The organism is Lentibacillus amyloliquefaciens (genome assembly GCF_001307805.1).
GTDB lineage: Bacteria > Bacillota > Bacilli > Bacillales > Amphibacillaceae > Lentibacillus > Lentibacillus amyloliquefaciens.
The window spans coordinates 2,577,244-2,596,720 of the sequence record NZ_CP013862.1 but is presented as its reverse complement, the minus strand read 5'-3'; the positions used below and the strand labels follow the sequence as shown (position 1 = coordinate 2,596,720).

The window sequence follows — 19,477 nt, the reverse complement described above, 5'->3', positions numbered from 1 at the left end:
TGAAATGTTAAGATGAAAGATTATTTGGTAAAAGCAACGACATTCGGCGGAGTGGTCCGTGCCTATGCGATCAATTCGACAAATACAGTCGAAGAAGCGCAAAGAAGACAGGACACCTGGGCGACTGCCTCAGCTGCCCTTGGCAGAACCATTACAGTCAGTGCGATGATGGGGGCAATGCTAAAAGGCGATGACTCACTGACAGTTAAACTGGAGGGAAATGGCCCGATTGGCGCGATCATCGCTGACAGTGATGCCACCGGTGATGTGCGCGGCTATGTCACAAACCCACACGTTGACTTTGATTTAAATACACAAGGCAAACTGGACGTTGCAAGGGCAGTTGGTATGGAGGGGACGCTTAGTGTGGTTAAAGATTTAGGATTAAAAGATCATTTTACAGGGCAGGTCCCGATTATTTCCGGAGAAGTTGGAGAGGATTTCACCTATTATTTTGCCAACTCGGAACAGACACCTTCAGCAGTTGGAGCGGGTGTGTTAGTAAATTCTGATCACAGCATTTTGGCTGCCGGCGGATTTATCATTCAAGTAATGCCCGGTGCTGATGAAGAAGTGATTGAACGTCTTGAAGAAAAAATACAGTCATTCCCGGCGATTTCGACCCTGGTCAGAGAAGGCAATTCACCGGAGCAAATGCTGGAGCGGCTGTTTGGTGAAGAAGAAGTCACGATTCATGCACGCCTGCCCGTGCGCTTTCAATGCAAATGTTCCAAAGAACGTGTCGAACGGTCTATCCTTGGGCTCGGAAGCGAAGAGATCCAGAACATGATTGATGAAGATCACAGTGCAGAAGCGACATGCCATTTCTGTAATGAAGTTTATCATTTAACGGAAGAAGAACTGGAAACACTTAAAGCATCTGCCGAAAACTAATGGAAAGGAGCGGCTGATGAACAGAAACCTTCTTTTAGGCATTATTGCAGTTTTACTGGTAACAAATATTGCCACATTTATTTTTTGGAGTCAGGAAGAAACGATCTCACTTGACGATAGTGGCAGTCAAATCAACCAAAAAGAGCCCGTCGCGACCGTTGGTGAAGAAACCATTTCATATGATGAATGGACGGAAGCATTGCGCGGGAACCATGGAGAAAAACAGCTGGAGGATATGATAAACCAGCAAGCAGTAGAACAGCTCGCTGAGAGAAACAATATCACCATAGATGAAAAAGTCATTAATCGGGAACTGGCACTTTTAACGACGATGCAGGGGATTATGACTGAGGAAGAAACGCAGCAAAAAGAAGAAGAATGGCGGGAGGATATCATCTACCGCTATCAATTGGAAGCCTTGCTGACAGATGAGATCGATATACCTGATGAGGAAGTCCGCGCATACTATGAACAATACCAGGATCAGTATAATGTTCAAGCGTCAACACAAATTTCCCATATCGTCGTTGAGGATTTTGAAACGGCAGAAAAAGTGCATCAGGAAATTGAAGATGGTGGCTCATTTGATTTGCTTGCTCGGGAATACTCGATTGATGAAGAGACAAAAGATGAAGGTGGTTATTTTGAGTTTCTGGTAAATTCAAGCCAATTTTGGCCTGATGGCTATCTGGATAAAGCAGAACAGATGGAGGAGCGGACATATAGTGAGCCTTTTGAAACCAATCAGGGTGTCGCAATTATTTATCTGCACCGCAAACTTCCAGCCATCACGTTTGATTATGAGGAAATAAAGCCATATGTCGAGCGGGAGTTAGCCATGGACGAGCTTGATAACTCATTGTCAGCTGCCCCTTTATGGAATGAGCTGAACATCGAATGGATTTATGGTGAGGAATAAGGGGAAGGGATTAACACCCCATTGAATGAACAGCCCAATCTTGAATTATAGTACGAATTGATTGACATTTTTTCAATTTAAACGTATATTAAAAACAAATCCTATAAAAATACTAGGAATTGGAGGGCTTAATATGAGAGTTGCTGACAATATCAATGGTCTCATTGGCGAAACACCGATTGTAAAATTAAATCGTACAGCTGAGAATGACAGTGCAGATATTTACGTGAAACTGGAATTCATGAACCCGGGAAGCTCCGTGAAAGACAGGATTGCTTTATCCATGATTGAAGCAGCCGAAAAAGAAGGTGCATTAAAAGAAGGTGACACCATTATCGAGCCGACAAGCGGCAACACCGGAATCGGTCTGGCAATGGTTGCTGCTGCAAAAGGGTATAAGGCTTTATTGGTGATGCCTGATACAATGAGTAAAGAGCGCCGTAACTTACTGCGTGCTTATGGGGCTGAGCTGGTATTGACCCCTGGTGCAGATGCTATGAAAGGCGCCATTAAAAAGGCTGAAGAACTAAAGCAAGAGCACGGTTATTTTATGCCGCAGCAATTTAGTAATGAAGCTAATACGGAAGTGCACGAGCGCACAACTGGTCAGGAGATTGTCAAACAGATGGGCGACGGTCTTGACGGGTTTGTTTCCGGAATTGGAACTGGCGGGACGATTACCGGTGCCGGCAAAGTCTTGAAAGAGCACTTCGATGGCATTAAACTTTATGCAGTTGAACCTGATGATTCTGCTGTCCTTTCGGGAGATTCTGCCGGACCGCACAAAATTCAGGGACTTGGTGCAGGATTTGTGCCCGATATTCTGGATACGGCTATTTATGATGAGACGCTCCGCATTACCAATGATGAAGCTTTTCAAACCACACGTGAAGTAGCGAAACAAGAAGGAATATTGGGCGGTATTTCAGCCGGTGCCGCAGTTGCTGCAGCCAAAAAGGTTGCTAAACAGCTGGGCAAAGGGAAAAAAGTACTGGCAATAATCCCTGATAATGGCGAGCGTTATCTGTCCACACCGCTTTACCAGTATGACGAAGAATAAATCAGCATTTGTTAGGAAGGACTGGTGCCGGGATGACCTGGCACTAGTCCTTTTTTTCATGCTGTGGTACGATAATTATTTAGAAGGTTTTCTGAGGCAAATCCATTCGGAAGCTTGTTGATATAATTAGTCATAATTTGGGATGCAAAGGATGGTACATAATGAAATTAACGACACGTGAAAAGACGTTTCATTTGGATGAACGAACACATATAATGGGGATTCTGAATGTGACGCCTGATTCATTCTCAGACGGCGACAGTTACACAAGTATCGATCGAGCGGTTAAACAAGCCATTTTGATGGAACAAGAGGGAGCAGATATGATTGATGTCGGCGGCGAATCCACGAGACCGGATCATGACCCGGTCTCACTGGAAGAGGAACTTCAGCGGGTTTTGCCGGTTATTCGAGCGCTCAAAGAGAATGTAACCCTGCCAATTTCCATTGACACATATAAAGCAGAAACAGCACGTCAGGCAATTGAGGCCGGCGCTGATATGATCAACGATGTCTGGGGAGCGAAGCGGGAGCCTGAGATAGCAGAAGTTGCAGCGACCGCTGATGTCCCGATTATATTAATGCACAACCGGACAAATATGAATTACAGATCATTGATCGATGATATGAAGCAGGATTTGCAGGAAAGCATTGATATCGCGACTCAAGCCGGGGTGCCCCGGGAACGTATTGTCCTTGACCCTGGTGTTGGTTTTGCCAAAACGTCCGGTGACAACTTGGAAGTTATGAATCAGCTCGAACAATTTAACGAACTGGGGTATACGGTTCTCCTCGGCACATCCCGCAAGTCTTTTATAGGTAAAATCTTGGATGTCCCGCCGCAGGAACGTGACAATGGAACAGGTGCAACCACATGCCTTGGCATAACGAAAGGCATTCAGATTGTCCGTGTCCATAATGTGAAACTGCACGTTGAACTGGCTCAAATGATGGATGCGATGCTTGGAAAGCAGGGAGGGAAAAGGCTTGGATAAAATTTTGTTGAATCAGATGGCATTTTACGGGTATCACGGTCTGTTTCCTGAAGAAACCAAACTTGGTCAACGATTTGTGGTGGATGCAGAGCTGATGCTCGATTTGCAAAAGTCCAGCCGTTCGGATGATATGAACGATTCGATTGATTATGGCGAAATTTACAATGTCGTTAAAGAAATCGTGGAGGGCAAGCCAAAAAATCTTGTCGAAACAATCGCCGAGCAAATTGCCGATGAGTTGTTCCGTTCGTTTGATTTATTGGAAGCGTGTCAATTGAAAGTCACCAAGCCTGACCCACCGATACCGGGTCACTATCAATCCGTTGCAGTCGAAATTTATAGGGAGCGAAAAGTATGAATGGTATATATCTGGCTCTTGGGTCAAATATACAGCCGCGGAAGGACTACCTTTCAAAAGCTTTAACGGCACTTGATGACCATCAGCGAATAACCGTCATCAGAAAGTCATCCATTTATCAAACCGCGCCAGTCGGGTATACAGACCAGGCAGATTTTTTGAACATGGTCATTGAATTAGATACATCCCTTTTACCGCTGGAACTGCTTGATGTCTGCCAGACCATTGAAAAACAATTGGGAAGAGAACGGGATATCCGCTTTGGCCCGCGAACGGTCGACCTTGACATTTTAATTTATAATCAGGAAAATAGAGAAACAGAACTATTAACGATTCCGCATCCGCGCATGCATGAACGGGCATTTGTGCTCATTCCATTGAGCGAAATAGCAAATGAATTAGCCTTTCCTGCTGCATATAAGACGGTGTCGGATTATATAGATGAACTTCCGGAGAGTGACATAAAGGATGTAACGTTATGGATAGACAAAGGATCGGCAGAAGAATAAAAGCATTCCGCAAATTAAAAGGGTATACACAGGTCAGCCTGGCAAAAAAACTGAACATCCCGGTTATGAGTCTCGGCAGTGTGGAACGGGGACAAAAACAGGCAACCAATGATCTGCTGGACCAAGTAGCGGATCAGCTCGATATACGAAAGCAGGAACTGATCAATTCCGGATCGGGGAAAATGAAGGGAGATTGATGTCTGTATGCAGTATATGGAGCGTCTGATTAAACTAAAAGGTGAAAAGATCGCTATCATGAAAATGCGCAAACATGCAGCATGGTATTTAAAAGGACTAAAGGGCAATTCCAAAATGCGGCGCAAAATCAATGAAACAGAAACCCGGGAAAGCCTTTTGAACATTCTCTATTCATTTGCAGAAGAACCGGAAGCCAAAAGCCATGCTTCCTGAAATATAACTTTGGATTTGTCTTTTAGAGGCATAGTACTTATTACTGAAAGCCGGGTTCTCTAAAACAGGGAATCCGGCCGGATAAAATGGAGTGATAATGGTGACAGAAGAATTAAATGATCATATGCGGGCACGGCGGGAAAAGCTTGAGTCCTTAGAAGAAAAGAATGTGAACCCGTTCGGCGGTAAATTTGAAAGGAGTCATTTTGCATCTGAGCTGGTCAGCGCGTATGATCAGTTTTCCAAAGAAGAACTGGAAGAAAAAGACGATGAAGTGACAATTGCAGGCCGTGTCATGACAAAACGTGGTAAAGGAAAAGCAGGGTTTGCCCACATTCAGGACTTGAGTGGACAAATCCAAATATATGTACGGAAAGATATGATTGGTGAAGAATCCTACGAAATTTTTAAGTCAGCTGACATGGGAGATATTGTCGGTGTGACGGGTGTCATGTTCAAGACAAAAGTTGGTGAGCTGTCAGTGAAGGCTGTGACGTTTACCTTGCTGACCAAATCACTGCGTCCATTGCCGGAAAAATATCACGGCTTAAAGGATATCGAACAGCGTTATCGTCAGCGTTATTTAGATTTGATCACAAATCCTGACAGTAAAGAAACATTTATTCTGAGGAGCAAGATTATCCAATCGATGCGCCGTAACTTGGACAAACAGGGCTTTCTTGAAGTGGAAACCCCGATGATGCATGGGATTCCCGGGGGTGCTTCAGCCCGTCCATTTGAAACGTATCATAACGCGCTGGATATTCCATTATATATGCGAATTGCAATTGAACTGCACTTGAAGCGGCTGATTGTTGGCGGCATGGAAAAAGTGTATGAAGTCGGGCGTGTTTTCCGCAACGAAGGCGTATCCACCCGCCATAATCCGGAATTTACCATGATGGAACTGTATGAGGCATATGCGGATTTTCATGATGTTATGAATCTGACCGAAAACCTGATTTCTCATATTGCGAGCGATGTGCTCGGCACAATGAAAATCCAATACGATGAACAGGAAATTAATTTGGAGCCTGGATGGAAAAGGGTTCATATCGTTGATGTTGTTAAAGAGTATACCGGTGTTGATTTCTGGCCTAATGTGTCAGATGAAGAAGCGCGGGCACTGGCTAAAGATCATGGTGTTGGAATCCAGAATAATATGACATATGGTCATGTTCTCAATGAATTCTTTGAGCAGAAAGTGGAAGAATCCCTGGTGCAGCCGACATTTGTTTATGGCCACCCAGTTGAAATTTCACCGCTTGCTAAACGGAATGAGGACGATGAACGGTTCACGGACCGGTTTGAATTGTTTGTTGTTGGCCGCGAACATGCGAATGCCTTCAGTGAATTAAATGATCCAATAGACCAGCGTGAGCGCTTTGAAGCACAGGTGAAAGAACGTGATGAAGGAAATGATGAAGCACATTTAATGGATGAAGACTTTCTGGAAGCATTGGAATACGGGATGCCTCCAACAGGCGGACTGGGAATAGGAGTCGACCGGCTTGTTATGCTTCTCACAAATTCCCCGTCGATTCGTGATGTACTACTGTTCCCTCAAATGCGAAACAAATAATCGATTGATTTATTCTGTTAGGTAAGCAGGCCGGTCAGTGCTTCGAAGCTGGAGCTCTGGCCGGGTCATTTCTTTGCTTTAACGCTCGGCAAGACCACTGCTCCAATATTTCAGGGAAACCAAGTAAGAAAAGCCGGGGATTAGATTCCCGTACAGGTCCGATTCTGTTGCAGTTTTGACAATGATGGATAAAATATCCAATGATTTTTTTATTTATTCCTATTGATTTAGAGTAATAAACATGATAAATTAATTGAGGTCGCGAAAAGAGAAGCGAACCGAACCAATCGAACCGAGCAACAAAATTGATTGAAAAAGTTATTGACTTTGTTGTTTGAAGATGGTATATTAATAAAGTCGCTTTTTTGAACGCGGCATTGAAATTGCTCCTTGAAAACTGAACAAAACAACCAGTATGACAAACGAAGTCAGAGGTAAGAAGTTGGCGAATCAGCTGAGCTGATTTGATGCAAACTTTTACCCCTTGAATCAATTTTTGTAAGCTAAGACTGAGATTGATCGGTGTCAATTTCGGACAAACTTTTTTGGAGAGTTTGATCTTGGCTCAGGACGAACGCTGGCGGCGTGCCTAATACATGCAAGTCGAGCGCGGGAAGCAGGCAATCGCCCTTCGGGGCGTGCGCTTGTGGAACGAGCGGCGGACGGGTGAGTAACACGTGGGCAACCTGCCTGTAAGACGGGGATAACTCGTGGAAACGCGAGCTAATACCGGATAATGCTCATGGCTGCATGGCCAGGAGCTGAAAGGGCGGCCTTTGGCTGCCGCTTACAGATGGGCCCGCGGCGCATTAGTTAGTTGGTAAGGTAAAAGCTTACCAAGGCGACGATGCGTAGCCGACCTGAGAGGGTGATCGGCCACACTGGGACTGAGACACGGCCCAGACTCCTACGGGAGGCAGCAGTAGGGAATCATCCGCAATGGACGAAAGTCTGACGGTGCAACGCCGCGTGAGTGATGAAGGTTTTCGGATCGTAAAACTCTGTTGTCAGGGAAGAACACGTGCTGTTCGAAGAGGGCAGCACCTTGACGGTACCTGACCAGAAAGCCCCGGCTAACTACGTGCCAGCAGCCGCGGTAATACGTAGGGGGCAAGCGTTGTCCGGAATTATTGGGCGTAAAGCGCGCGCAGGCGGTCTTTTAAGTCTGATGTGAAATCCCGCGGCTCAACCGCGGGCGGTCATTGGAAACTGGAGGACTTGAGTGCAGAAGAGGAGAGTGGAATTCCACGTGTAGCGGTGAAATGCGTAGAGATGTGGAGGAACACCAGTGGCGAAGGCGACTCTCTGGTCTGTAACTGACGCTGAGGTGCGAAAGCATGGGTAGCGAACAGGATTAGATACCCTGGTAGTCCATGCCGTAAACGATGAGTGCTAGGTGTTAGGGGGTTTCCACCCCTTAGTGCTGAAGTTAACGCAATAAGCACTCCGCCTGGGGAGTACGGCCGCAAGGCTGAAACTCAAAAGAATTGACGGGGGCCCGCACAAGCGGTGGAGCATGTGGTTTAATTCGAAGCAACGCGAAGAACCTTACCAGGTCTTGACATCCTCTGATGGCGGTAGAGATACCGTGTTCCCTTCGGGGACAGAGTGACAGGTGGTGCATGGTTGTCGTCAGCTCGTGTCGTGAGATGTTGGGTTAAGTCCCGTAACGAGCGCAACCCTTGATCTTAGTTGCCAGCATTTAGTTGGGCACTCTAAGGTGACTGCCGGTGACAAACCGGAGGAAGGCGGGGATGACGTCAAATCATCATGCCCCTTATGACCTGGGCTACACACGTGCTACAATGGATGGAACAAAGGGCCGCGAAGCCGCAAGGCCAAGCCAATCCCATAAAACCATTCCCAGTTCGGATTGCAGGCTGCAACTCGCCTGTATGAAGCCGGAATCGCTAGTAATCGCGGATCAGCATGCCGCGGTGAATACGTTCCCGGGCCTTGTACACACCGCCCGTCACACCACGAGAGTTGGCAACACCCGAAGTCGGTGAGGTAACCTTTTCAGGAGCCAGCCGCCGAAGGTGGGGCCAATGATTGGGGTGAAGTCGTAACAAGGTAGCCGTATCGGAAGGTGCGGCTGGATCACCTCCTTTCTAAGGATTAATAAGGAACATACTGGGTTGTTTGGTTCAGTTTTGAGGGAGCAATCCCCTCAATTTGAGAAGTTGTACCTTGAAAACTAAATAAGAGCAAGACATTCAACGACATTGAAATGACCGTTCGTTAAACGAACGCAAACTTAGTTAAGTGATTAAGGGCGCACGGTGAATGCCTTGGTACCAGGAGCCGATGAAGGACGGGACTAACACCGATATGCTTCGGGGAGTCGTAAGTAGACTGCGATCCGGAGATTTCCGAATGGGGCAACCCGCTGTCCGTAATGGGGCAGTGCTTGTGTCTGAATCAATAGGGCACAAGCGGCACACCCGGGGAACTGAAACATCTCAGTACCCGGAGGAAGCGAAAGCAAAAGCGATTTCCCGAGTAGCGGCGAGCGAAACGGAAACAGCCCAAACCGGAAAGCTTTGCTTTCCGGGGTTGAAGGACACGCCATTGGAGTTATCAAGAAACGTTTTAGGCGAATCGACCTGGAATCGTCAGCCAAAGCGGGTAAGAGCCCCGTAGCCGAAAAGACGTTTCCTCCGGCGTGGATCCTGAGTACGGCGGAACACGAGAAATTCCGTCGGAATCCGGGAGGACCATCTCCCAAGGCTAAATACTCCCTGGTGACCGATAGTGAACCAGTACCGTGAGGGAAAGGTGAAAAGCACCCCGGAAGGGGAGTGAAAAAGAACCTGAAACCGTGTGCCTACAAGTAGTCGAAGCCCGTTAATGGGTGACGGCGTACCTTTTGTAGAATGGACCGGCGAGTTGCGATCGTATGCAAGGTTAAGTGTTAAGCACGGAGCCGAAGCGAAAGCGAGTCTTAAGAGGGCGTAAGCAGTATACGGTCGCAGACCCGAAACCGTGTGATCTACCCATGTCCAGGGTGAAGGTCAGGTAACACTGACTGGAGGCCCGAACCCACGTATGCTGAAAAATGCGGGGATGAGGTGTGGGTAGGGGTGAAATGCCAATCGAACACGGAGATAGCTGGTTCTCTCCGAAATAGCTTTAGGGCTAGCCTCAAGGTTAAGCGTACTGGAGGTAGAGCACTGATTGGACGAGGGGCCCTCACCGGGTTACCGAATTCAGTCAAACTCCGAATGCCAGCGACGCATCCTTGGGAGTCAGACTATGGGTGATAAGGTTCATAGTCGAGAGGGAAACAGCCCAGACCGCCAGCTAAGGTCCCTAAGTATACGTTAAGTGGAAAAGGATGTGGAGTTGCTCAGACAACCAGGATGTTGGCTTAGAAGCAGCCATCATTTAAAGAGTGCGTAATAGCTCACTGGTCGAGTGACTCTGCGCCGAAAATGTACCGGGGCTAAACGTATCACCGAAGCTGCGGATTGTTCTGTTAGAACAATGGTAGGAGAGCGTTCCAAATGCTGCGAAGTCAGACTGTGAGGACTGGTGGAGCGTTTGGAAGTGAGAATGCCGGTATGAGTAGCGAAAAAAGAGTGAGAATCTCTTTCACCGAATGCCTAAGGTTTCCTGAGGAAGGCTCGTCCGCTCAGGGTTAGTCGGGACCTAAGCCGAGGCCGAAAGGCGTAGGCGATGGCCAACAGGCAGATATTCCTGTACCACCTCGTGAACGTTTGAACGATGGGGGACGCAGCAGGATATGGAAAGCGCACTGTCGGAATTGTGCGCCCAAGCAGTGAGGGAGTTGAGCAGGTAAATCCGTTCAACAATCTCAAGCTGTGACGGGGAGGGAAATTGAGTACCGAAGTTCCAGATTCCACACTGCCAAGAAAAGCCTCTAGTGAGTTCACAGGTGCCCGTACCGCAAACCGACACAGGTAGGCGAGGAGAGAATCCTAAGGTGATCGGGAGAACTCTCGTTAAGGAACTCGGCAAAATGACCCCGTAACTTCGGGAGAAGGGGTGCTCGTCATGAGAGATGAGCCGCAGTGAATAGGCCCAAGCGACTGTTTATCAAAAACACAGGTCTCTGCGAAGCCGAAAGGCGAAGTATAGGGGCTGACACCTGCCCGGTGCTGGAAGGTTAAGGGGATGCGTTAGCGCCTTCGGGCGCGAAGCGCTCAACCGAAGCCCCAGTAAACGGCGGCCGTAACTATAACGGTCCTAAGGTAGCGAAATTCCTTGTCGGGTAAGTTCCGACCCGCACGAAAGGTGCAACGACTTGGGCACTGTCTCAACGAGAGACCCGGTGAAATTATACTATGCGTGAAGATGCGCATTACCCGCGACTGGACGGAAAGACCCCGTGGAGCTTTACTGCAGCCTGATATTGAATGTTGGTACAGCTTGTACAGGATAGGTGGGAGCCGTCGAAACGTGAGCGCCAGCTTACGTGGAGGCACCCGTGGGATACCACCCTGGCTGTACGGACATTCTAACCCCGGACCGTGACCCGGTCCGGAGACAGTGTCAGGCGGGCAGTTTGACTGGGGCGGTCGCCTCCCAAAGTGTAACGGAGGCGCCCAAAGGTTCCCTCAGAATGGTTGGAAATCATTCGCAGAGTGCAAAGGCAGAAGGGAGCTTGACTGCGAGACCTACAAGTCGAGCAGGGACGAAAGTCGGGCTTAGTGATCCGGTGGTTCCGCATGGAAGGGCCATCGCTCAACGGATAAAAGCTACCCCGGGGATAACAGGCTTATCTCCCCCAAGAGTTCACATCGACGGGGAGGTTTGGCACCTCGATGTCGGCTCATCGCATCCTGGGGCTGTAGTCGGTCCCAAGGGTTGGGCTGTTCGCCCATTAAAGCGGTACGCGAGCTGGGTTCAGAACGTCGTGAGACAGTTCGGTCCCTATCCGTCGTGGGCATTGGAAGTCTGAGAGGAGCTGTCCTTAGTACGAGAGGACCGGGATGGACACACCGCTGGTGTACCAGTTGTTCCGCCAGGAGCATAGCTGGGTAGCTACGTGTGGCAAGGATAAGTGCTGAAAGCATCTAAGCATGAAGCCCCCCTCAAGATGAAACTTCCCATCACATTAAGTGAGTAAGATCCCTCAGAGACGATGAGGTTGATAGGTCCGAGGTGGAAGCGTGGTGACACGTGGAGCTGACGGATACTAATCGATCGAGGACTTAACTAACCCGCAAAAAACGTTGAATGAAGCTCTTATTTAGTTTTCAGGGTGCAAATTTGTCAAAACCCCTTGCATTTTCTGGTGAAAATGCCTATAATAATTCTTGTCCGTCAAAACGGAAAAGACGACAGCACGATAGAAATGACAAAGTCTGGTAGCGATAGCGGAGAGGTCACACCTGTTCCCATGCCGAACACAGCAGTTAAGCTCTCCAGCGCTGATGGTAGTTGGGGTTTAACCCCTGCAAGAGTAAGACGCCGCCAGGCGATAAATGTGTGCGGGAGGATTAGCTCAGTTGGGAGAGCACCTGCCTTACAAGCAGGGGGTCGCAGGTTCGAGCCCTGCATCCTCCACCATTTGCCGGCCTAGCTCAATTGGCAGAGCAACTGACTTGTAATCAGTAGGTTGGGGGTTCAAGTCCTCTGGCCGGCACCATCAATGAGCCATTAGCTCAGTTGGCAGAGCATCTGACTTTTAATCAGAGGGTCGGAGGTTCGAATCCTCCATGGCTCACCATTTTGCGGGTGTGGCGGAATTGGCAGACGCGCTAGATTTAGGATCTAGTGTCTCGCGACGTGGGGGTTCAAGTCCCTCCACCCGCACCACTATAAAACGTTATATTATTTATGAATTTTTGTGCGGAAGTAGTTCAGTGGTAGAACACCACCTTGCCAAGGTGGGGGTCGCGGGTTCGAATCCCGTCTTCCGCTCCATTATTTCTATTATTGCCAAGCCTATCCAAGGCCGGGGTGGCGGAATTGGCAGACGCACAGGACTTAAAATCCTGCGGTAGGTATCCTACCGTGCCGGTTCGAGTCCGGCCCTCGGCACCAGAAGCGCCCGTAGCTCAATTGGATAGAGCGTCTGACTACGGATCAGAAGGTTAGGGGTTCGACTCCTCTCGGGCGCACCAAAAGATAACGGGAAGTAGCTCAGCTTGGTAGAGCACATGGTTTGGGACCATGGGGTCGCAGGTTCAAATCCTGTCTTCCCGACCATCCGGGGCCTTAGCTCAGCCGGGAGAGCGCCTGCTTTGCACGCAGGAGGTCAGCGGTTCGATCCCGCTAGGCTCCACCATAAAATTGCTCCTTGAAAACTGAACAAAACAACCAGTATGACAAACGAAGTCAGAGGTAAGAAGTTGGCGAATCAGCTGAGCTGATTTGATGCAAACTTTTACCCCTTGAATCAATTTTTGTAAGCTAAGACTGAGATTGATCGGTGTCAATTTCGGACAAACTTTTTTGGAGAGTTTGATCTTGGCTCAGGACGAACGCTGGCGGCGTGCCTAATACATGCAAGTCGAGCGCGGGAAGCAGGCAATCGCCCTTCGGGGCGTGCGCTTGTGGAACGAGCGGCGGACGGGTGAGTAACACGTGGGCAACCTGCCTGTAAGACGGGGATAACTCGTGGAAACGCGAGCTAATACCGGATAATGCTCATGGCTGCATGGCCAGGAGCTGAAAGGGCGGCCTTTGGCTGCCGCTTACAGATGGGCCCGCGGCGCATTAGTTAGTTGGTAAGGTAAAAGCTTACCAAGGCGACGATGCGTAGCCGACCTGAGAGGGTGATCGGCCACACTGGGACTGAGACACGGCCCAGACTCCTACGGGAGGCAGCAGTAGGGAATCATCCGCAATGGACGAAAGTCTGACGGTGCAACGCCGCGTGAGTGATGAAGGTTTTCGGATCGTAAAACTCTGTTGTCAGGGAAGAACACGTGCTGTTCGAAGAGGGCAGCACCTTGACGGTACCTGACCAGAAAGCCCCGGCTAACTACGTGCCAGCAGCCGCGGTAATACGTAGGGGGCAAGCGTTGTCCGGAATTATTGGGCGTAAAGCGCGCGCAGGCGGTCTTTTAAGTCTGATGTGAAATCCCGCGGCTCAACCGCGGGCGGTCATTGGAAACTGGAGGACTTGAGTGCAGAAGAGGAGAGTGGAATTCCACGTGTAGCGGTGAAATGCGTAGAGATGTGGAGGAACACCAGTGGCGAAGGCGACTCTCTGGTCTGTAACTGACGCTGAGGTGCGAAAGCATGGGTAGCGAACAGGATTAGATACCCTGGTAGTCCATGCCGTAAACGATGAGTGCTAGGTGTTAGGGGGTTTCCACCCCTTAGTGCTGAAGTTAACGCAATAAGCACTCCGCCTGGGGAGTACGGCCGCAAGGCTGAAACTCAAAAGAATTGACGGGGGCCCGCACAAGCGGTGGAGCATGTGGTTTAATTCGAAGCAACGCGAAGAACCTTACCAGGTCTTGACATCCTCTGATGGCGGTAGAGATACCGTGTTCCCTTCGGGGACAGAGTGACAGGTGGTGCATGGTTGTCGTCAGCTCGTGTCGTGAGATGTTGGGTTAAGTCCCGTAACGAGCGCAACCCTTGATCTTAGTTGCCAGCATTTAGTTGGGCACTCTAAGGTGACTGCCGGTGACAAACCGGAGGAAGGCGGGGATGACGTCAAATCATCATGCCCCTTATGACCTGGGCTACACACGTGCTACAATGGATGGAACAAAGGGCCGCGAAGCCGCAAGGCCAAGCCAATCCCATAAAACCATTCCCAGTTCGGATTGCAGGCTGCAACTCGCCTGTATGAAGCCGGAATCGCTAGTAATCGCGGATCAGCATGCCGCGGTGAATACGTTCCCGGGCCTTGTACACACCGCCCGTCACACCACGAGAGTTGGCAACACCCGAAGTCGGTGAGGTAACCTTTTCAGGAGCCAGCCGCCGAAGGTGGGGCCAATGATTGGGGTGAAGTCGTAACAAGGTAGCCGTATCGGAAGGTGCGGCTGGATCACCTCCTTTCTAAGGATTAATAAGGAACATACTGGGTTGTTTGGTTCAGTTTTGAGGGAGCAATCCCCTCAATTTGAGAAGTTGTACCTTGAAAACTAAATAAGAGCAAGACATTCAACGACATTGAAATGACGCGTTCGTTAAACGAACGCAAACTTAGTTAAGTGATTAAGGGCGCACGGTGAATGCCTTGGTACCAGGAGCCGATGAAGGACGGGACTAACACCGATATGCTTCGGGGAGTCGTAAGTAGACTGCGATCCGGAGATTTCCGAATGGGGCAACCCGCTGTCCGTAATGGGGCAGTGCTTGTGTCTGAATCAATAGGGCACAAGCGGCACACCCGGGGAACTGAAACATCTCAGTACCCGGAGGAAGCGAAAGCAAAAGCGATTTCCCGAGTAGCGGCGAGCGAAACGGAAACAGCCCAAACCGGAAAGCTTTGCTTTCCGGGGTTGAAGGACACGCCATTGGAGTTATCAAGAAACGTTTTAGGCGAATCGACCTGGAATCGTCAGCCAAAGCGGGTAAGAGCCCCGTAGCCGAAAAGACGTTTCCTCCGGCGTGGATCCTGAGTACGGCGGAACACGAGAAATTCCGTCGGAATCCGGGAGGACCATCTCCCAAGGCTAAATACTCCCTGGTGACCGATAGTGAACCAGTACCGTGAGGGAAAGGTGAAAAGCACCCCGGAAGGGGAGTGAAAAAGAACCTGAAACCGTGTGCCTACAAGTAGTCGAAGCCCGTTAATGGGTGACGGCGTACCTTTTGTAGAATGGACCGGCGAGTTGCGATCGTATGCAAGGTTAAGTGTTAAGCACGGAGCCGAAGCGAAAGCGAGTCTTAAGAGGGCGTAAGCAGTATACGGTCGCAGACCCGAAACCGTGTGATCTACCCATGTCCAGGGTGAAGGTCAGGTAACACTGACTGGAGGCCCGAACCCACGTATGCTGAAAAATGCGGGGATGAGGTGTGGGTAGGGGTGAAATGCCAATCGAACACGGAGATAGCTGGTTCTCTCCGAAATAGCTTTAGGGCTAGCCTCAAGGTTAAGCGTACTGGAGGTAGAGCACTGATTGGACGAGGGGCCCTCACCGGGTTACCGAATTCAGTCAAACTCCGAATGCCAGCGACGCATCCTTGGGAGTCAGACTATGGGTGATAAGGTTCATAGTCGAGAGGGAAACAGCCCAGACCGCCAGCTAAGGTCCCTAAGTATACGTTAAGTGGAAAAGGATGTGGAGTTGCTCAGACAACCAGGATGTTGGCTTAGAAGCAGCCATCATTTAAAGAGTGCGTAATAGCTCACTGGTCGAGTGACTCTGCGCCGAAAATGTACCGGGGCTAAACGTATCACCGAAGCTGCGGATTGTTCTGTTAGAACAATGGTAGGAGAGCGTTCCAAATGCTGCGAAGTCAGACTGTGAGGACTGGTGGAGCGTTTGGAAGTGAGAATGCCGGTATGAGTAGCGAAAAAAGAGTGAGAATCTCTTTCACCGAATGCCTAAGGTTTCCTGAGGAAGGCTCGTCCGCTCAGGGTTAGTCGGGACCTAAGCCGAGGCCGAAAGGCGTAGGCGATGGCCAACAGGCAGATATTCCTGTACCACCTCGTGAACGTTTGAACGATGGGGGGACGCAGCAGGATATGGAAAGCGCACTGTCGGAATTGTGCGCCCAAGCAGTGAGGGAGTTGAGCAGGTAAATCCGTTCAACAATCTCAAGCTGTGACGGGGAGGGAAATTGAGTACCGAAGTTCCAGATTCCACACTGCCAAGAAAAGCCTCTAGTGAGTTCACAGGTGCCCGTACCGCAAACCGACACAGGTAGGCGAGGAGAGAATCCTAAGGTGATCGGGAGAACTCTCGTTAAGGAACTCGGCAAAATGACCCCGTAACTTCGGGAGAAGGGGTGCTCGTCATGAGAGATGAGCCGCAGTGAATAGGCCCAAGCGACTGTTTATCAAAAACACAGGTCTCTGCGAAGCCGAAAGGCGAAGTATAGGGGCTGACACCTGCCCGGTGCTGGAAGGTTAAGGGGATGCGTTAGCGCCTTCGGGCGCGAAGCGCTCAACCGAAGCCCCAGTAAACGGCGGCCGTAACTATAACGGTCCTAAGGTAGCGAAATTCCTTGTCGGGTAAGTTCCGACCCGCACGAAAGGTGCAACGACTTGGGCACTGTCTCAACGAGAGACCCGGTGAAATTATACTATGCGTGAAGATGCGCATTACCCGCGACTGGACGGAAAGACCCCGTGGAGCTTTACTGCAGCCTGATATTGAATGTTGGTACAGCTTGTACAGGATAGGTGGGAGCCGTCGAAACGTGAGCGCCAGCTTACGTGGAGGCACCCGTGGGATACCACCCTGGCTGTACGGACATTCTAACCCCGGACCGTGACCCGGTCCGGAGACAGTGTCAGGCGGGCAGTTTGACTGGGGCGGTCGCCTCCCAAAGTGTAACGGAGGCGCCCAAAGGTTCCCTCAGAATGGTTGGAAATCATTCGCAGAGTGCAAAGGCAGAAGGGAGCTTGACTGCGAGACCTACAAGTCGAGCAGGGACGAAAGTCGGGCTTAGTGATCCGGTGGTTCCGCATGGAAGGGCCATCGCTCAACGGATAAAAGCTACCCCGGGGATAACAGGCTTATCTCCCCCAAGAGTTCACATCGACGGGGAGGTTTGGCACCTCGATGTCGGCTCATCGCATCCTGGGGCTGTAGTCGGTCCCAAGGGTTGGGCTGTTCGCCCATTAAAGCGGTACGCGAGCTGGGTTCAGAACGTCGTGAGACAGTTCGGTCCCTATCCGTCGTGGGCATTGGAAGTCTGAGAGGAGCTGTCCTTAGTACGAGAGGACCGGGATGGACACACCGCTGGTGTACCAGTTGTTCCGCCAGGAGCATAGCTGGGTAGCTACGTGTGGCAAGGATAAGTGCTGAAAGCATCTAAGCATGAAGCCCCCCTCAAGATGAAACTTCCCATCACATTAAGTGAGTAAGATCCCTCAGAGACGATGAGGTTGATAGGTCCGAGGTGGAAGCGTGGTGACACGTGGAGCTGACGGATACTAATCGATCGAGGACTTAACTAACCCGCAAAAAACGTTGAATGAAGCTCTTATTTAGTTTTCAGGGTGCAAATTTGTCAAAACCCCTTGCATTTTCTGGTGAAAATGCCTATAATAATTCTTGTCCGTCAAAACGGAAAAGACGACAGCACGATAGAAATGACAAAGTCTGGTAGCGATAGCGGAGAGGTCACACCTGTTCCCATGCCGAACACAGCAGTTAAGCTCTCCAGCGCTGATGGTAGTTGGGGTTTAACCCCTGCAAGAGTAAGACGCCGCCAGGCGATAATAAAAGGCTGATTTCAAATAAATGAGATCAGCCTTTTTGCTTTTTATCCCGCATGTAGTGGACAGTTAACCGCCGTTCCCGGGCGGATTACTGTCCCTAAATGTCCGATTCTGTTCAACTAACATTCAGCGGGAAGAGCATTCCGCTGAATGAAGTTTCACTTTACCCCGTATGTAATGGGCAGTATCCGGAATGGCATCCATGCCTTTATGAACGGTTGCACTTGCATAATCACCGAGATGTGACATAAGAACTACTATTTATTGAATTTTCAAATCAAAACAAATAAACTTGATATATTGACGCAGTTTCGAGCACAGAAAAGCTTCCCCGAATTTGCATCGCACGCAGGAAAAGCGGTTTTCTTTTCCAAGGGGCGCATCTTTATCGTGTGTGGTGAGTTCTCCGCCCAGCGATTGACGTGGGCGGTTTTAGCAATCTTTTTTGTGCCGCGTAATCGCAGGCACAGAAGTTCCTGTATTCGACGTGTCACTTTTACTGGACCTTTTGAACAACGTCTTTAATCGAAAAACCTATCAACTCTTGATCATTGTATTAATTGAATATTTATGTTTGGCCCGGCATATTTGATATTTTTTGTAAATGATTTCATTTAAATCGCAATAAACGGCTATATATGAAAGGGAAGGGAGTGTTGATTAGCAATGGAGTATATGGAATATTTGAATGAGCTTGTTGGTGAAAATTTCACCATCATTATGATACGGTTGCTAATCGCTCTGCTCCTATCCGGTCTTATTGGATTCGAGCGGGAATTGAAAAACCATTCAGCAGGTTTCAGGACGCATATATTGGTTGGGGTTGGCGCATGTCTCATGATGCTTTTGTCATTATACGGATTTGAAACATTTATTCAAGCATATGATAATATCCGATTTGATCCATCACGTATCCCATCTTATGTTATCAGTGGCATTGGTTTTCTTGGTGCAGGTACGATCATCGTTAATGGGATGACCATCAGAGGGCTGACCACTGCTGCTTCAATATGGACAGTCGCGGGGCTTGGTCTTGTAGTTGGGGCTGGCATGTATGCTGCATCAGTGTTTACAACACTAATAATCCTGTTGAGTCTGATCTTTTTAAATAATTTTGAGAAACGTTTCAGAAAAGGAAGATTAAACATGATTGAAATAACAGCACTGCCAGGGCTGGAAATGAATCGTGTTATTTCAGCATTTGAGTCGTATTCGCTCACAATAAATAAGGTTGAAATAGAACGTGTGGATGATGATTTGAGGAACATTGTCGTCACCATTGATCCTGACAAAAATTTAGATCGGGTGGCGTTATTTGAAAATATATCACAAATTGAGTATGTGAAAAACATCTCGGCACGAAAGTAAAATGAGCCTTGCGCATTGTATGCTGCGTGAGGCTTTTGACAATGGCCGGAGA

11 protein-coding genes, 9 tRNA genes and 6 rRNA genes are annotated in these 19,477 nt (G+C 49.1%); 25 read left to right on the top strand and 1 reads right to left on the bottom strand.

Features of this window, described 5'->3' with window-relative positions:
* Positions 1-12 precede the first annotated feature (12 nt).
* From hslO to rrf (AOX59_RS13010), 24 genes are all read left to right on the top strand, one after another.
* Positions 13-894: an Hsp33 family molecular chaperone HslO gene (hslO, locus tag AOX59_RS13125; RefSeq protein ID WP_068446182.1), complete on the top strand. Its 882-nt coding sequence runs from the start codon at positions 13-15 to the stop codon at positions 892-894.
* Positions 895-910: 16 nt separating this feature from the next.
* Entirely contained in the window at positions 911-1,813 is a 903-nt protein-coding gene (locus tag AOX59_RS13120; RefSeq protein ID WP_068446180.1) for a peptidylprolyl isomerase, read from the top strand.
* 133 nt (positions 1,814-1,946) lie between these two features.
* On the top strand, positions 1,947-2,873 hold the full coding sequence (gene cysK / locus AOX59_RS13115; protein ID WP_068446178.1) for a cysteine synthase A: 927 nt from the start codon (positions 1,947-1,949) through the stop codon (positions 2,871-2,873).
* Between the two features lie 161 nt (positions 2,874-3,034).
* On the top strand, positions 3,035-3,868 hold the full coding sequence (gene folP / locus AOX59_RS13110) for a dihydropteroate synthase (RefSeq protein ID WP_068446176.1): 834 nt from the start codon (positions 3,035-3,037) through the stop codon (positions 3,866-3,868).
* A complete protein-coding gene (gene folB / locus AOX59_RS13105; RefSeq protein WP_068446174.1) occupies positions 3,861-4,226 on the top strand; it encodes a dihydroneopterin aldolase in 366 nt (121 codons plus the stop codon). The genes folP and folB overlap by 8 nt, the downstream gene beginning before the upstream one ends.
* Positions 4,223-4,735 carry a 2-amino-4-hydroxy-6-hydroxymethyldihydropteridine diphosphokinase gene (folK, locus tag AOX59_RS13100; protein ID WP_068446172.1) on the top strand — a complete coding sequence of 171 codons (513 nt, stop codon included), beginning with the start codon at positions 4,223-4,225 and terminating at the stop codon, positions 4,733-4,735. Before folB ends, folK begins: the two co-directional genes overlap by 4 nt.
* A complete protein-coding gene (locus tag AOX59_RS13095) occupies positions 4,705-4,932 on the top strand; it encodes a helix-turn-helix domain-containing protein (protein WP_068446171.1) in 228 nt (75 codons plus the stop codon). The genes folK and AOX59_RS13095 overlap by 31 nt, the downstream gene beginning before the upstream one ends.
* Before the next feature lie 7 nt (positions 4,933-4,939).
* Positions 4,940-5,146 (top strand): tRNA-dihydrouridine synthase, encoded by a 207-nt coding sequence (locus AOX59_RS13090; RefSeq protein WP_068446169.1) that lies wholly within the window; start codon positions 4,940-4,942, stop codon positions 5,144-5,146.
* A 100-nt stretch (positions 5,147-5,246) separates the two neighbouring features.
* The gene (lysS, locus tag AOX59_RS13085; protein ID WP_068448339.1) at positions 5,247-6,728 is read left to right on the top strand and encodes a lysine--tRNA ligase; all 1,482 of its coding nucleotides are present in this window, start codon (positions 5,247-5,249) and stop codon (positions 6,726-6,728) included.
* Between the two features lie 542 nt (positions 6,729-7,270).
* Positions 7,271-8,839: ribosomal RNA gene (locus AOX59_RS13080) — 16S ribosomal RNA — on the top strand.
* 148 nt (positions 8,840-8,987) lie between these two features.
* A 23S ribosomal RNA gene (locus AOX59_RS13075) occupies positions 8,988-11,913 on the top strand.
* Positions 11,914-12,057: 144 nt separating this feature from the next.
* Positions 12,058-12,173: ribosomal RNA gene (rrf, locus tag AOX59_RS13070) — 5S ribosomal RNA — on the top strand.
* A gap of 14 nt (positions 12,174-12,187) precedes the next feature.
* Positions 12,188-12,263 (top strand) — tRNA-Val (locus AOX59_RS13065).
* Between the two features lie 3 nt (positions 12,264-12,266).
* Positions 12,267-12,342, top strand: a tRNA-Thr gene (locus tag AOX59_RS13060).
* A gap of 5 nt (positions 12,343-12,347) precedes the next feature.
* Positions 12,348-12,423: transfer RNA gene (locus AOX59_RS13055), tRNA-Lys, on the top strand.
* A 4-nt stretch (positions 12,424-12,427) separates the two neighbouring features.
* Positions 12,428-12,512: transfer RNA gene (locus AOX59_RS13050), tRNA-Leu, on the top strand.
* Positions 12,513-12,545: 33 nt separating this feature from the next.
* Positions 12,546-12,620 (top strand) — tRNA-Gly (locus AOX59_RS13045).
* Positions 12,621-12,650: 30 nt separating this feature from the next.
* Positions 12,651-12,740: transfer RNA gene (locus AOX59_RS13040), tRNA-Leu, on the top strand.
* A gap of 3 nt (positions 12,741-12,743) precedes the next feature.
* Positions 12,744-12,820, top strand: a tRNA-Arg gene (locus tag AOX59_RS13035).
* 8 nt (positions 12,821-12,828) lie between these two features.
* A tRNA-Pro gene (locus AOX59_RS13030) sits at positions 12,829-12,905 on the top strand.
* A gap of 3 nt (positions 12,906-12,908) precedes the next feature.
* Positions 12,909-12,984 (top strand) — tRNA-Ala (locus AOX59_RS13025).
* A gap of 164 nt (positions 12,985-13,148) precedes the next feature.
* A 16S ribosomal RNA gene (locus AOX59_RS13020) occupies positions 13,149-14,717 on the top strand.
* Positions 14,718-14,866: 149 nt separating this feature from the next.
* A 23S ribosomal RNA gene (locus AOX59_RS13015) occupies positions 14,867-17,793 on the top strand.
* A gap of 144 nt (positions 17,794-17,937) precedes the next feature.
* Positions 17,938-18,053 (top strand): 5S ribosomal RNA (gene rrf, locus AOX59_RS13010).
* Together the 16S, 23S and 5S rRNA genes with 9 tRNA genes alongside form the textbook arrangement of a ribosomal RNA operon.
* Before the next feature lie 130 nt (positions 18,054-18,183).
* Here the strand turns inward: rrf (AOX59_RS13010) and AOX59_RS20485 are convergent.
* Positions 18,184-18,306 carry a hypothetical protein gene (locus AOX59_RS20485; protein WP_257720687.1) on the bottom strand — a complete coding sequence of 41 codons (123 nt, stop codon included), beginning with the start codon at positions 18,304-18,306 and terminating at the stop codon, positions 18,184-18,186.
* 417 nt (positions 18,307-18,723) lie between these two features.
* Here AOX59_RS20485 and AOX59_RS13005 point away from each other — a divergent pair, with 417 nt between their 5' ends.
* The gene (locus AOX59_RS13005; protein WP_179946407.1) at positions 18,724-19,425 is read left to right on the top strand and encodes an MgtC/SapB family protein; all 702 of its coding nucleotides are present in this window, start codon (positions 18,724-18,726) and stop codon (positions 19,423-19,425) included.
* Positions 19,426-19,477 lie beyond the last annotated feature (52 nt).

What these genes read in the sequence shown, in the direction of transcription:
- hslO (WP_068446182.1), top strand. Translation starts at nt 13, where the DNA reads ATGAAAGATTATTTGGTAAAAGCAACGACATTCGGCGGAGTGGTCCGT.
- AOX59_RS13120 (WP_068446180.1), top strand. Translation starts at nt 911, where the DNA reads ATGAACAGAAACCTTCTTTTAGGCATTATTGCAGTTTTACTGGTAACA.
- AOX59_RS20485 (WP_257720687.1), bottom strand. Translation starts at nt 18,306, where the DNA reads ATGTCACATCTCGGTGATTATGCAAGTGCAACCGTTCATAAAGGCATG.
- AOX59_RS13095 (WP_068446171.1), top strand. Translation starts at nt 4,705, where the DNA reads ATGGATAGACAAAGGATCGGCAGAAGAATAAAAGCATTCCGCAAATTA.
- cysK (WP_068446178.1), top strand. Translation starts at nt 1,947, where the DNA reads ATGAGAGTTGCTGACAATATCAATGGTCTCATTGGCGAAACACCGATT.
- folK (WP_068446172.1), top strand. Translation starts at nt 4,223, where the DNA reads ATGAATGGTATATATCTGGCTCTTGGGTCAAATATACAGCCGCGGAAG.
- AOX59_RS13090 (WP_068446169.1), top strand. Translation starts at nt 4,940, where the DNA reads ATGCAGTATATGGAGCGTCTGATTAAACTAAAAGGTGAAAAGATCGCT.
- AOX59_RS13005 (WP_179946407.1), top strand. Translation starts at nt 18,724, where the DNA reads ATGGAGTATATGGAATATTTGAATGAGCTTGTTGGTGAAAATTTCACC.
- folP (WP_068446176.1), top strand. Translation starts at nt 3,035, where the DNA reads ATGAAATTAACGACACGTGAAAAGACGTTTCATTTGGATGAACGAACA.